This window comes from Burkholderiales bacterium (assembly GCA_035560005.1).
GTDB lineage: Bacteria > Pseudomonadota > Gammaproteobacteria > Burkholderiales > Eutrophovitaceae > DASRFY01.
In genome coordinates this window covers 82,588-95,106 of the sequence record DATMAN010000101.1, presented here as the reverse complement: position 1 = coordinate 95,106, position 12,519 = coordinate 82,588, and the positions used below count along the sequence as shown (strand labels likewise).

The 12,519-nt window shown below is 64.7% G+C and carries 14 protein-coding genes; 6 read left to right on the top strand and 8 right to left on the bottom strand.

Annotation, left to right across the window (positions count from 1 at the left end; translation table 11 throughout):
• Positions 1-7 precede the first annotated feature (7 nt).
• The gene (locus tag VNM24_16510; GenBank protein ID HWQ40182.1) at positions 8-1,126 is read right to left on the bottom strand and encodes a cupin domain-containing protein; all 1,119 of its coding nucleotides are present in this window, start codon (positions 1,124-1,126) and stop codon (positions 8-10) included.
• Positions 1,127-1,252: 126 nt separating this feature from the next.
• Between VNM24_16510 and VNM24_16505 the strand changes: the two genes are divergently transcribed.
• On the top strand, positions 1,253-1,723 hold the full coding sequence (locus VNM24_16505; protein HWQ40181.1) for a peroxiredoxin: 471 nt from the start codon (positions 1,253-1,255) through the stop codon (positions 1,721-1,723).
• Positions 1,724-1,725: 2 nt separating this feature from the next.
• On the top strand, positions 1,726-2,205 hold the full coding sequence (locus VNM24_16500; protein ID HWQ40180.1) for a peptidylprolyl isomerase: 480 nt from the start codon (positions 1,726-1,728) through the stop codon (positions 2,203-2,205).
• Positions 2,206-2,356: 151 nt separating this feature from the next.
• Here VNM24_16500 and VNM24_16495 read toward each other — a convergent pair whose 3' ends face one another.
• The 7 genes from VNM24_16495 to pqqA all read right to left on the bottom strand — a co-directional run bounded on the left by VNM24_16495 (position 2,357) and on the right by pqqA (position 7,302).
• Positions 2,357-3,148, bottom strand: a complete 792-nt coding sequence (locus VNM24_16495; protein ID HWQ40179.1) for an ABC transporter permease — start codon at positions 3,146-3,148, stop codon at positions 2,357-2,359.
• The gene (locus VNM24_16490; GenBank protein ID HWQ40178.1) at positions 3,145-4,092 is read right to left on the bottom strand and encodes an ATP-binding cassette domain-containing protein; all 948 of its coding nucleotides are present in this window, start codon (positions 4,090-4,092) and stop codon (positions 3,145-3,147) included. The genes VNM24_16495 and VNM24_16490 overlap by 4 nt, the downstream gene beginning before the upstream one ends.
• On the bottom strand, positions 4,089-5,252 hold the full coding sequence (pqqE, locus tag VNM24_16485; protein HWQ40177.1) for a pyrroloquinoline quinone biosynthesis protein PqqE: 1,164 nt from the start codon (positions 5,250-5,252) through the stop codon (positions 4,089-4,091). Before pqqE ends, VNM24_16490 begins: the two co-directional genes overlap by 4 nt.
• Entirely contained in the window at positions 5,218-5,499 is a 282-nt protein-coding gene (pqqD, locus tag VNM24_16480; protein HWQ40176.1) for a pyrroloquinoline quinone biosynthesis peptide chaperone PqqD, read from the bottom strand. Before pqqD ends, pqqE begins: the two co-directional genes overlap by 35 nt.
• On the bottom strand, positions 5,496-6,215 hold the full coding sequence (pqqC, locus tag VNM24_16475; protein ID HWQ40175.1) for a pyrroloquinoline-quinone synthase PqqC: 720 nt from the start codon (positions 6,213-6,215) through the stop codon (positions 5,496-5,498). Before pqqC ends, pqqD begins: the two co-directional genes overlap by 4 nt.
• Before the next feature lie 29 nt (positions 6,216-6,244).
• The gene (pqqB, locus tag VNM24_16470; GenBank protein HWQ40174.1) at positions 6,245-7,159 is read right to left on the bottom strand and encodes a pyrroloquinoline quinone biosynthesis protein PqqB; all 915 of its coding nucleotides are present in this window, start codon (positions 7,157-7,159) and stop codon (positions 6,245-6,247) included.
• A gap of 71 nt (positions 7,160-7,230) precedes the next feature.
• Positions 7,231-7,302 carry a pyrroloquinoline quinone precursor peptide PqqA gene (gene pqqA / locus VNM24_16465; protein ID HWQ40173.1) on the bottom strand — a complete coding sequence of 24 codons (72 nt, stop codon included), beginning with the start codon at positions 7,300-7,302 and terminating at the stop codon, positions 7,231-7,233.
• 1,327 nt (positions 7,303-8,629) lie between these two features.
• Between pqqA and VNM24_16460 the strand changes: the two genes are divergently transcribed.
• The 4 genes from VNM24_16460 to VNM24_16445 are packed head-to-tail and all read left to right on the top strand — an operon-like array spanning position 8,630 to position 12,292.
• Entirely contained in the window at positions 8,630-8,917 is a 288-nt protein-coding gene (locus tag VNM24_16460; protein HWQ40172.1) for an energy transducer TonB, read from the top strand.
• Positions 8,918-8,931: 14 nt separating this feature from the next.
• A complete protein-coding gene (gene pip / locus VNM24_16455; GenBank protein HWQ40171.1) occupies positions 8,932-9,894 on the top strand; it encodes a prolyl aminopeptidase in 963 nt (320 codons plus the stop codon).
• A 5-nt stretch (positions 9,895-9,899) separates the two neighbouring features.
• A complete protein-coding gene (locus VNM24_16450; GenBank protein ID HWQ40170.1) occupies positions 9,900-11,651 on the top strand; it encodes a PAS domain S-box protein in 1,752 nt (583 codons plus the stop codon).
• On the top strand, positions 11,648-12,292 hold the full coding sequence (locus tag VNM24_16445) for a response regulator transcription factor (protein HWQ40169.1): 645 nt from the start codon (positions 11,648-11,650) through the stop codon (positions 12,290-12,292). The genes VNM24_16450 and VNM24_16445 overlap by 4 nt, the downstream gene beginning before the upstream one ends.
• Positions 12,293-12,519: the final 227 nt, after the last annotated feature.

Below are 12,519 nucleotides of genomic sequence, written 5' to 3'. Positions count from 1 at the left end.
TCGAAGATCAGGCGAACTCAATATAGCCGTTGCGATACCAGCGGTAAAGGACACGCAAGGCGCCGTGGCCCGGGGGCAATTCGGCACCGCGCAGCCGCTGTTCGTCGGCCAAGCGCACGATCGCGCGCTTCAACCGGCCTCGCATCGCGAGGCTTTCGCCGTTGATATAGGCGCGGCTGCCATGATAGGCCAGGCGCGCTCCTCCGGCGAGCGTCAATCCGCGTTGTCGCGCGCGGCGGGCGAAGGCGCTCAGCGGCAGGGGCGCAGCCTCAGCGAACGTTACCTGCGGCTTGGGCGTCGTGAGGTGGCGCCCGAGGAACTCGATCACGTCGGCGGGTCCCCAGCGAATCGCGCCGAGCGCTTTCGCGGTGTACTCCACGAGCCGCCGATCGATGGCGCCCGGATGCCTGGGCCTGACCAGGCCGCGATCGGAATACAGGCCATCGTCCGGAACGGTCTCGTCCAGATATGCCAGAAAACCGGAGAGGAGTTCGCGCCGCGAGGGCGCCCGAAAACCGATCGAGTAGGTGAAGCAGCTGTCGATGGCCACACCGTCGTGCGCCCATCCCGGCGGCAGATAGAGCATGTCGCCGGGAGTCAGAATGCACTCGCCCTGCGGCCTGAATCGCTCGAGGATCTTGAGCGGTTCGCCGTCGATCAGCGCGAGATCGGTCTGATGGCTGACCTGCCAGCGCCTGCGCCCGGAGCCCTGCAGGAGGAATACGTCGTAGGAATCGAAATGCGGTCCGACGCCGCCGCCCGGTGGGGCGAAACTCACCATGAGGTCATCGAGCCGCGTACGTGGAACGAAATCGAATCGCCGCAGCAGCTCGCGCGCCTGCGGGACGAAACGATCCACGCCTTGAACCAGCAGCGTCCACCCGAGGGGAGGCAGTGCGTGCAACCGCCGGCGCGACAACGGGCCGTGCTCCACGCGCCAGTGCCGCCCCGCGCGCAAGACGAGCCGGCTCTCGCAATCCTCCCGCGTCGCGAGTTCGAGAAGAAGGTCCAGGTCGACGAAGCCGGCGAAGTGCGCAAGGGCTCCACGCACCAGCAGTGGACGCGACTGCCAATGGCGGCGCAGAAACTCCTCGCCCGATAGCCCCCCGAGCAGCGTATTGCTCACGCGGCGGGATTATAGCGGCGCACACTCGAGCGCAGCGGCCGCGGCGCGCGTGTCTTTTCTGTGCTGCCCGGAAGGGGGCAAACGCATTTCGGTTAGAATCGGCCTGCGCCACGATGGAGCTGTTCCATGCTGAAAGCCGGGCAGCCGGCACCCGAGTTCGATCTGCCGGATGCCGACATGAATGTTGTGAGCCTGTCGAGCTTCCTCGGCTCGCGTAACGTCGTGCTGTATTTTTATCCGAAGGACGACACTCCGGGATGCACGCTGGAAGCCATCGACTTCAGCGAGCGCCAGAACGATTTCCTGAAGCACAACACCGTCGTTCTGGGCGTGAGCATGGATGACTGCCTCAGTCACGGGTCGTTCCGGGACAAGCACGGTTTGACGGTGACGCTGCTGGCCGATGCCGAAGGCGAAGTGTGCGACAAATACGGCGTGCTCCAGGAGAAGGAAGTGAACGGCAAGGGCAGGAAGCGATGTGTCGTGCGCTCGACCTTCGTCATCGACCGCAACGGCGTGATCCGGCACGCGCTGTACGGCGTGAACCCGCGCGGTCACGCTGCGGAGGTACTCAATCTCGTCAAGGGACTTCATTGAAAATGCAAATCGCAAAGGACACGGTGGTCACCATCAGCTACGAGTTGTTCGACGCGGCCGGCAAGCTGATCGAGCGGGGAGTCGAACCGATGAGCTATCTGCACGGCGGTTATCACGGCATCTTCCCGCGGGTGGAGGCGGCGCTCGCCGGCAAGGTGGCCGGTGACCGCTGCGAAGTGCGGCTCGAGCCCACGGACGCCTTTGGAGAATACGACGCGCGACTGGTCCGGGTCGAACCGCGCAACCGGTTTCCCGCCAACGTGAAAGTCGGCATGCAGTTCGAGGGCGCGCCGGAAGGATCGCAGGAGTTCGTGATCTACACGGTGACCGAAGTGAGCGACAACGAGGTGGTCGTGGACGGCAATCACCCGCTCGCCGGACAGTCGCTGGTCTTCTTCTGCACGGTCGAGGATGTTCGCGCTGCCACCGGCGAGGAGCTGAGCCACGGCCACGTGCACGGCCCTCACGGCCATCACCACTGAATCGCCCCTTGTTCCTGCACAAGGGGGAAATCAAAAAACCCTCAAAAGCGGATCGCGCGTCAAGTTCGCCAGGAACGTCACGAAAGCGGCTCCTGGCGCGTTGGCGTCCCCGCCGTGTCCTGCCTTCCGGTCTTTCTTTTCCCGCCGAGTGCTAGCCGCGCCTGCCGGCGAGCACGTGGATCATCGGCTCGTAGGCCGACTCCTGCGAGAAGCGCCAGCTCGCGGCTGCCAGCGCAGCCAGCGTGAAGCCCGCCAGCACGGCAAGATCGAATCCTGCGCCGAAGTCGGCCACGCGCGGCAGGGTGGCGTGCTTCAGAAGATCGACACCGTAGGTATAGGGGTTGAGGGTGGCGATCCAGCGCAGCGCCTGCGGCAGATCGTGCACCGGGTAGAGCGAACCGCTCAGAAAGAACACCGGGAAGATCACGAAGTTCATGATTGCCGCGAAGTTGTCCAGCGTGCGGGTGAACGAGGCGGTCAGCATGCCGATGCCTCCGCACGCCAGCGAGGTCGTCACCAGCGCGACCGAAAGCAGAATCCAGTCGGTCCGGGGCTCGAGATAGCCGAGCAGCGCGAGCACGACGAGCAGCAGCAACGCCTGGACGATTCCGGCGAGCGCCGCGGAAAGCAGTTTCGCGATCACGATCCACGCGTGGGGCAGCGGCGCGACGATCATCATTCTCATCACTCCGGATTCCTTGTCGTAGACCGTCGTCAGCGCAGCAAGCATGGCGCCGAACAACATGGTCATGCCCAGCACCCCTGGGACCAGAAAGTACTGATACGGCACTCCGCGCGCCTGATCCATGATCGCTCCGAAACCGGCGCCGATCACGAACAGCCAGATCAAGGGACGCACCATGGCGGACAGCAGCCGCCCCCGCTGGCGAAACATGCGCACGACCTCGCGCTCGAGGACGGCGTATACCGGCCGCAGTTTCATCGGGCCAAGGCCTTCCCCGCCGCGACCCAGAGAAAGACATCGTTCAGGTTCGGGCGCCGCACCCGCCACGCCGAGGCTTTGGTGCCGATATCGGCCTGCAGCCCGGCGAGCGCGTGGAGCTCCTGCTCCCGGCAGCGAAACATGGCGATTTCCCCGTCGCGCAGCCCCGGGCCGAGCCTGGGTTCCAGGAAACCCATGAGCGCTTCCAGATCCTGCGCCTCGACCTCCACGATGCGACTGCCGAGGCGCTGGACCAGTTCGGACGGCGCGCCGGTCTCCACCAGTTTCCCGGCGCGGATGAAGGCCACGCGATCGCAGCCATCGGCTTCTTCCAGGTAGTGAGTGGTGAGCAGAACCGTCATGCCGGTGCGGGCGCGCAGGCGCTCGATGAAGCGCCAGATCCTGCGCCGGTTGGGCAGATCGAGCCCGATGGTCGGTTCGTCCAGAAACAGGATCCTGGGCTCGTGCAGCACGCCGCGCACGATGTCGAGCGCACGGCGCATGCCACCCGACAAGGCGGCAACGGGGCTGTCGCGCCGTTCACCCAGACCAAACAGCTCGAGCAGCTCGCGGCTGCGCTCCGCGATGATGCGCGCCGGCAGGTTTTGAAGGAATCCGGCGAAGCGCAGGTTCTCGGCGACGGTGAGCGTGCGATCCAGCGCAGATTCCTGGAAGACCAGCCCGATGGCCTCGCGCGCGCGCGTTGCCTGGCGCACCACGTCGAAGTCCGCAACCTGTGCCGTGCCGCGTGTGGGCCGGATCAGCGTGGCGAGCATGTGGATGGTGGTCGTCTTGCCGGAGCCGTTCGGACCGAGCAGGCCGAAGAACTGGCCCGAGGGAATATCCAGGTCGAGCCCGTCTACCGCGAGCAGCTCGCCGTAGCGCTTGGTCAGACCTTGGGCGCGGATCGCGGCGCGCGTGTCGACGGGCTGAGGCGCATTCATGCGACCGGAGCGTTGTCCTTGCGGCCGGCGAGGCTGCGTGAGTTCTTGTCGTCTCGATACAGAATGACCGGTTTTACAGACACCGCGGGGGCCGGCTTCTGGGCGCGCTGCACCGCCTGGGTGACCAGTCCATGGAAAGGCGATTTGTCGCAGACCGGATCGGCGTTGGCGGCATCTCCGGTGAGCAAATACGCCTGACATCTGCAGCCGCCGAAGTCCTTCACCTTTTCCGGACAGCTGCGGCAGGGCTCCTTCATCCAGCCGTCTCCACGGTAGACGTTGAATCCGGGCGAGTCGTACCAGATCCAGCGCAGATCGTGTTCGCGGACATTCGGGAAACTCAGCCCCGGCAGCATTCGGGCCTCGTGGCAGGGAAGCGCCAAGCCGTCTGCGGTCACGGTCAGAAACACGGCGCCCCAGCCGTTCATGCACGCCTTGGGCCGGTTTTCGTAATAGTCGGGCACGACGAAGTAGATCTTCATCTTGTTTCCGACGCGTTCGCGAAACCGGTTGGTCACCTCCTCGGCGCGCTGCAACTGTTCCCGGCTGGGCAGCAGCTGGTCGCGGTTGACGTACGCCCAGCCGTAGTACTGCGTGTTGGCGAGTTCGACGTACTCCGCTTCGAGCTGCTCGGCCATCTCCAGGATCTGCTGCACGTGGTCGATGTTGAGCCGGTGCAGCACGACGTTGAGCACCATCGGGTAGTCGTACCGCTTGACCAGTCTGGCGACCCGCTGCTTCAGCTCGAAGGTGCGGGTGCTGGACAGGAAGTCGTTCATCTCGCGGGTGGAATCCTGGAACGAGACCTGGATGTGATCGAGCCCGCCTTCCTTGAAAGCTGCGATGCGCTTTTCGTTCAGGCCCACTCCCGAGGTGATGAGGTTGGAGTAGTAGCCGAGCTTGCGCGCCTCGGCGACCAGCGCTTCCAGGTCGTCGCGCATCAACGGTTCACCGCCGGAGAAGCCAAGCTGCGTCGCGCCCAGCTCGCGGCCTTGCCTGAGCACGCGCATCCAGTCCTCGGTGGACAGTTCGGTGCCGTAGGTCGCGTAGTCGACCGGGTTGTAGCAGAACACGCAATGCAGCGGGCAGCGGTACGTCAGTTCCGCCAGCAGCCACAGCGGCGGCTTAGGGCCGTTTGGCGTGGATCCAGCCTTTTCCATGTGCATGCTCCAGGAAATCGATGACGTCGGCCCTCAGGTCGACGCCCGGATAGGCCGCCTGCAGGTCGGCGATGATGCTCGAGACGGTCGCAGTGCCATTCACCCGCTTCATGATTTCGCCCGCGCTGGCACCGAGCTTGACCATGCCTTCCGGGTAGAGAAGGACGTAGGCTTGCTGCGCCGGTTCGAACTGGAAGCGGTAGTGCCTTGCCAGCACGGGCACCATGTCTTCGCTGATGACACTCATTGGCGTTGCGCGGGCCCGATGCCATAGGCGATCTGCATGGCGTCGAGCATCGTCCACAATACATCCAGTTTGAACTGCAGGATATCGAGCGCGCGTTCCTGATCGCGCCGCGTCCGGAAATAGTCGAGCGTGACCTGCAGTCCGTGCTCCACGTCGCGCCGCGCCTCGGAGAGCCGCTTGCGGAAGTACGCATAACCTTCCGCTTCGATCCAGGGATAGTGCTGCGGCCAGTTATCGAGCCGCTTCTGGTGGATTTCCGGAGCAAACAGCTCGGTGAGCGAAGAGCACACCGCTTCCTGCCACGGCGCCCGCCGCGCGAAGTTCACGTAGGCATCCACAGCGAAGCGCACGCCTGGGAGTACGTAGCGCAAGGACGTCACATCCTCGCGTTTCAAGCCGCAGGCTTCCCCGAGCCGCAGCCACGCCTCGATGCCGCCTTCCTCGCCCTCGGTGCCGTCGTGATCGATGATGCGCTGGATCCACTGCCGGCGCTGCTCCCGGTCCGGCATGTTGGACAGGATCGCCGCGTCCTTGATCGGAATGCTGATCTGGTAGTAGAAGCGGTTGTACACCCAGCCCTGCACCTGCTCGCGAGTGCATTGCCCGCTGTTCATGGCGATATGAAACGGGTGATAGATGTGGTAGCGCTTGCCTTTTGCGCGCAGTTGCTGTTCGAACTCGTCCCGGCTCCAAGGCAGTTGCTCTGCGGCACCCATAATCGCTCCGTTGCAGACTTTCGGAAAATCTAGAGAACCACTTCCATGCCATCCCACGCAACCTCGATTCCGGCCGCCTCGAGCTGACGGCGCTCCTGCGAATCCTCGTCCAGGATGGGATTGGTGTTGTTGATGTGGATCAGGATCTTGCGCTCCGCCTTGAGCGGGCGCAGCACCTCGATCATGCCGCCGGGGCCCGATTGCGGAAGATGTCCGATGTCGCGTGCGCGCTTGCCGGAAATGCCCAGCCGGATCATCTCGTCGTCGGTCCAGAACGTCCCGTCCACCATCAGGCAGTCGGCTTCCTCGAGGAACGGCTGGAGATGCGGCTCGATTTCGCCCAGGCCCGGCGCGTAGAACAGCACCTTTCCGGTGCGCGGGTCCAAGATGCGCATGCCGATGTTGTCTCCCTCGTGCGGGTTGTCGCGGTGAGGGGAGTAGGGCGGTGCCTTGCTTTTCAGAGGCACGGCCGTGAAGTACAGCTCCTCGGCGCCCAGCACCGCGAAACGGTTGCCCGGATAGGTCGGAATCTGATGCCAGTTTACGCCGCAATAGTGCTGAAGGATATTGAACAGCGGATTGCCGCTGGTGAGGTCTTCGCGCGCCATGTCCGTGCAGTAGATCTCCAGCGGCTTGCCTTCGCGCAGCATCAGCAGCCCGGTGGTGTGGTCGATCTGCGCGTCCATCAGAACGATCGAGCGCACTGCCGTATCCCGTATCGCCCGTCCAGGCTGCAGCTGCGGAAAGCTGCGGAACTGGTACAGCAGGTCCGGGGAAGCGTTGAACAGCACCCAGTTGACGGAGTCGGCGGAAAGGACGATCGACGATTGCGTGCGCGGCCGGGCGCGGATCGTTCCCTTGCGGACCCCATCGCAGTTGCGGCAATTGCAGTTCCACTGGGGGAATCCCCCACCGGCGGCTGAGCCGAGCACTCCTATTCTCATGACTGTTGTCGGCGGCGTGGTGAAAAAACGAAAGCCCCTACAGGGGCTTTCGTCGGTTTACCCGCCCGCGATCAGCGGTTGGCGATGTACATCGTGACTTCAAAGCCAAAGCGCATTTCGCTGTACTCGGGTTTGGTCCACATAGGCGTCTCCAGAAAGTTGAATTAACATTCGACTTCTCCGAGCGGCGATCGCTCGCCGCAGAGCCACCGAGGCGATAGACAGTTTCCCCCGCGGAAAGCTCCGACGGCATTCTCAAAAAAAGAACGAAGCTTCTCCCACAGAAAAATCACCAAATGCCTCTCATGATTTTCATGAGTTTCGCCGCGAAACTTTACTCACGTCAAAGGCTTGCATAGGCTGAGTCACATGTCTGACGTGGCGCTCGACAGGGGCTTGTTTCTCCCCGATCCGTTTGGCCAGTGGTATCGGGAGCGACCGTTCCAGGTCGCGCTAGCTGCCTCCGTCCTGATCCACGCGCTGCTGATCGCTGTGGTCCCCGGGTTCCGCTCGGTCCGCATCGAGCCGCCCCCGAAGGTCCTGAGCGTCGAGCTGATCCCCCGGGAGCAACCCGTGCGGCGGGAGCAGCGGCCAGCGCCGCAACCGGTTCCCGAGCCGCTCAGACAGCCAGCCGTCGTTGCGCCTGAGCCGCGCCCGATCGAACCGCTGATTTCGCGTCCGGAGCCCGTGATCGAGCAGCCGCAGCCCGTGCTTGCGCCGCCTGACCCAGAGCTGCCGGCCCCGACTCGGGCCGAGCTGACCCCGTCACCTCCGCGTGCAGTACCACCGTCGCCCGAGCCCCTCGTCAGCGCTCGCCCCGAACCTCAACCGGAACAGCGCGTCGCCCTGCCTGAGCAGCCCCAGCCCATCCCTCCAGCGCCGGCGGCTGTCCTTCCGCCGCCTCCGGGCGCTCGGCTCGAGCCTCCCCCGGTTGCCCAGCCTACGGCGCGAGTCGACCCACAGCCGCAGCCGGTGGCACCTGTCGTCCGCGACTTGGCACCACCTCAACCGGCTCCACGGCCGGCGCCGGCCGTGGAGCGGACCGAACCGCGGCCCGTTGCGCAGTTGCCCCCCCGCGTGGAGCCGAGCATCGAGCGGCCTGCTCCGCCGGCGGTCAACGTCACCCCGGTCGTACAACCGCCGGCGCAGCCCGCGCCCCGCCTCGCGCCGCTCGCCACGCGGTCCGAACCGCAGCCGCTGTCTCAGTTGCCGGCGCGCGTGGAGCCGAGCATCGAGCGGCCTGCTCCGCCAGCGGTGAACGTCGCCGCTGCCACACCCCCCACCCTCCCGGCGCCGATGCCCGTTGTGCGCCCGCGGACGGCGGAGCCGACGCTGTCGTCGCCCGTTCCGGCAACGCCGACCCTGCCGACGGTCTCGCCTCCTGCGCCCAGACCAGGACCCGTCGTCCCGGCCCCTGCGCCGCCGGTACCGAAGGCAGTGCCGTCTCGATCGATCCCGCGCGAATTGACGGTGGCGTACAGCCAGCAACTGTCCACCCAGATCAAGCGCTATCAGAAGTACCCGGTCATCGCCCAGCGCCGCGGTTGGGAGGGCACCACGGAAGTTCAGTTGAGAATCGCGGCAGACGGAAGGGTGACCGAGATCGCGCTCGCCAAGAGTTCCGGTCGTGAGGTGCTGGACAGAGAGGCGATGGAAATGGTGCGTCGGGCCACTCCGCTCCCGCAGGCCCCGGAAGGGCTGCGCGGTCGGGAGCTCACCGTCACGGTGCCGATCGTCTTTCGCCTCCAGGATTCGTGATTCCCTCCAGCCCCGTGGCTGGTACCGAGCAGCAAAGCGCGCTGTATCCGCCCCTGGAGCCTTATCGCATCGAGCGCCTGGCGGTCGATGCTTTGCATTCGCTTCATGTCGAGCAATGCGGCAATCGGGAAGGATTTCCCGTCCTCTTCCTGCACGGTGGTCCCGGAAGCCATATCCGTCCCCATCAGCGCCAGTACTTCGATCCCGCCTTCTACCGGATCGTGCTGTTCGATCAGCGCGGCTGCGGTCAATCGCTGCCTGCGGGATGCACCGAGCAGAACACGACCTGGCACTTGGTGGCGGATATCGAGCGGTTGCGGATTCATCTGGGCGTGCAAAGGTGGCTGCTGTTCGGTGGTTCATGGGGCGCTACGCTGGCGCTCGCCTACGCTGAGACCCATCCCGAGCGTGTCGCCGGCCTGGTGCTGCGCGGCGTTTTTCTGGGAACCGAGACGGAAATACGGTGGTACGTCGACGGACTGCGAAGGTTCGTCCCCTGCGCCCGGCGGCTGCTGACCGCGACCGCGGAGTGCAGCGAGGGGTTGCTCGCGCGGTATCATGCTCTGGTCAATCATCCCGACATGCAAACACACACCCGCGCAGCCCAGGCTTGGGTCGGCTACGAAGAGGCGGTCATGCGCCTGGGCAGCGGCAGTGCACCGATGCCTTCGGCTTCCGGCGCTGCGGACGCGCTGCATCGCGCGCGCATTCAGCTGCACTTCCTGGCCAACGGTTGCTTCCTTCGCGACAACGAGCTGCTGGAGCGTGCCTGGAGAGTGGGTGATGTGCCGGCCATCCTCGTCCAGGGGCGGCTGGACATGGTGTGTCCTCCCCTTGCGGCGGCCGAGCTGGCGCGACGGCTGCCGAACGCCGAGCTCAGGATGGTCGAGAACGGCGGACACTCGGCGCTGGATCCTTTGATCGCCGGTGCATTGCGTCGCGCCACGGACGACATGCGCGGGCGGGTCCGCCGATGAAGCGCATGAGCCTGCGTTTTCGCATCAACCTGGTGATCACGCTGGTGATGATCGCCTTCACCGTGGGCGCCGGACACGTGGTCCTGCAAGACATGCGCCGCTCGATCCGAGAGGAGATGGAGGCGGGAACCCGGGTGACCGTGCAGCTCATGGAGACGGTCATTGCCGGAGTTCACCGTGAGACGGCCGAATCGCGCAACCAGGCGTTGCTCGCGTTCCTGCGGCACGTCGGCCGGGTGCGGGCCAACGAGATCCGGCTCTACGACGAGCACGACAGATTGATCTACGAGTCGCCGCCTCCGATCTACAAGGCCGGACGCTGGGCGCCCGACTGGTTCGCAAGGCTGGTCGGACCGAAGCTCGACGAGTTTCGCCTCAACCTGCCGGGCGGCACCGTGGTGATCACGCCCGACGCATCCCGGTCGATCCTCGATGCGTGGGACGACACGAAGAACTTTCTCTGGATCGTGCTGGGCTTCTTCGTGCTGCTCAATGCCCTGGTGTTCTGGCTCCTGGGACGTTCGCTGCGGCCGCTGCGCTCGATTCTCGGCGGCCTGTCGGAAATGGAACGCGGACGCTTCGACGTGCGGCTGCCCGACTACACGCTTCCCGAATTCGCATCCATCAGCCACACCTTCAACCGCATGGCCGCCGCGTTGGAGGAAGCGATGGACGAGAACCGCCGGCTCGCCCTGGTCGCGCAGCAGGCGAGCGACGCGATCATGATCCACGACCTCGAGGGACGAGTGTCGTTCTGGAATGCCGCCGCGGCGCAGCTCTTCGAGTACTCCGCGGATGAGATCCTGGGACGCTCCGCCACGCTGCTGACGCCGCCGGGCCTGGAGAACGAGATCGCGGAAAATCTGGCTGTGATCCGGCGCCGGGAGCGCGTCGAGAACTTCGAAACCCAGCGCATGACCAAGACTGGACGCCTGATCGACGTCGCGTTGTCCGCCGCACCGCTGATCGATCCCGGTTCCGATGCAGTCATCGGCGAGATCTGTGCGCTGCGCGACATCACCGAGCACAAGCGGATGCAGGCGGCGGAGCGCGAGCTGGAGCACAACCGCAGACTTACCCAGATCATCCAGGCGCGCATCGAGGAGGAGCGCCGCAGCATCGCGCGCGAGCTGCATGACGAACTCGGCCAGTGCGTCACGGCGATCAAGACCATCGGCACCGCCATCGCGAACCGGACGGGGGACTCTCCTGAAACCCATGCCAACGCCCGCACGATCGTGTCGGTGGCGAGCCACATCTACGATGTGGTCCACGGCATGATCCGGCAGTTGCGGCCAAGCACCCTGGACCATTTGGGCTTGGGAGATACGCTGCGCGCGGCGGTGGCCAACTGGCGCGAACGCCACCCGGAGATCGATTGCGAGCTGCACATGAGCGGGGAACTCGACGCGCTCGACGAATCGGTCAACATCACCGTCTACAGAATGGTGCAGGAGTGCCTGACCAATATCGTGCGGCATGCGCAGGCCACGCGCGCCGAGATCACGGTGAAGCGCGAGACCGAGGAATCCGGCCAGGATGCGGTGAGCGTCACGGTGAGCGACAACGGCAAGGGCCTGTCGCAACGCAACGAGCTGGAAGCCACCCGATTCGGCCTGATCGGCATGAGGGAGAGGGTGCAGGGGCTCGGGGGCAGGCTGGAAGTCTGCGGCGAGCCCGGGAAGGGTGTGAGCGTTCGAGCGGTGATTCCGCTGGCTTCGCGCGCCGCGCCCGAACGGGCAGAGGTGAATGAATGACCGGCGCAACCATCAACGTGATGCTCGTGGACGACCATGCAGTGGTGAGAATGGGATTTCGCCTGCTGCTGGAAGGGTCGTCGGACATCAGGGTCGTCGCCGAAGCGGAAAGCGGTGAGGAGGCGGTTCGCCGTTTCACCGAGGCGAAGCCGGACGTGACCGTGATGGACATTTCGATGCCGGGCATTGGTGGTCTGGAGGCTATCGACCGCATCCTGGCCAAGGATGCGGCCGCGAGAATTCTGGTTCTCTCCGCGCACGAAGACGCGATGCACGCGAGGCGCGTCCTGAAAGCGGGCGCGGCCGGCTATCTCACAAAGCGCAGCGCGCCCGAAGCGCTGATCCAGGCGATCCGCCAGGTCCATCAGGGCAAGACTTTCCTGGAGCCCGAGATCGCGCAGCAACTGGCGGTTCAGCAGCTGTCCAAGAACCGCAACCCGCTCGACACGCTCAGCGAGAAGGAGTTCAAGGTCTTTCTGGCGCTGGCCAGGGGCCAGTCGGTGCAGGAGATCGCGGAGGTGATGTCGTTGAGCCCCCGCACGGTCGGCACCCACCTCTACAACATCAAGCAGAAGCTCGGCGCGTCCAACTCGGCGGAACTGGCCATCATCGCAATGCGGGAAGGTCTTATAGACCCATGATTTTTTTGAGATATGGTTGCCGGACGGCGAGTCAAACTAATGAAAATCATGAGGCGCATTTCAATCTTTTGCTGTGGCTCGGGCCGGCCCGGACTCACAGAATAGGTTCCGACGGCTGCGGAGGCAGCCTTCCCGACGAATTCTTGAGAGAGGAGCTTTGCCATGTGGACCAAACCCGAATACAGCGAAATGCGTTTTGGCTTTGAAGTCACGATGTATATCGCCAA

Coding starts and splice junctions, on each gene's coding strand:
- VNM24_16505 (HWQ40181.1), top strand. CDS start 1,253: ATGCTGAAAGCCGGGCAGCCGGCACCCGAGTTCGATCTGCCGGATGCC.
- VNM24_16500 (HWQ40180.1), top strand. CDS start 1,726: ATGCAAATCGCAAAGGACACGGTGGTCACCATCAGCTACGAGTTGTTC.
- VNM24_16495 (HWQ40179.1), bottom strand. CDS start 3,148: ATGAAACTGCGGCCGGTATACGCCGTCCTCGAGCGCGAGGTCGTGCGC.
- VNM24_16490 (HWQ40178.1), bottom strand. CDS start 4,092: ATGAATGCGCCTCAGCCCGTCGACACGCGCGCCGCGATCCGCGCCCAA.
- pqqE (HWQ40177.1), bottom strand. CDS start 5,252: ATGGAAAAGGCTGGATCCACGCCAAACGGCCCTAAGCCGCCGCTGTGG.
- pqqD (HWQ40176.1), bottom strand. CDS start 5,499: ATGAGTGTCATCAGCGAAGACATGGTGCCCGTGCTGGCAAGGCACTAC.
- pqqC (HWQ40175.1), bottom strand. CDS start 6,215: ATGGGTGCCGCAGAGCAACTGCCTTGGAGCCGGGACGAGTTCGAACAG.
- pqqB (HWQ40174.1), bottom strand. CDS start 7,159: ATGAGAATAGGAGTGCTCGGCTCAGCCGCCGGTGGGGGATTCCCCCAG.
- VNM24_16450 (HWQ40170.1), top strand. CDS start 9,900: ATGAGCCTGCGTTTTCGCATCAACCTGGTGATCACGCTGGTGATGATC.
- VNM24_16445 (HWQ40169.1), top strand. CDS start 11,648: ATGACCGGCGCAACCATCAACGTGATGCTCGTGGACGACCATGCAGTG.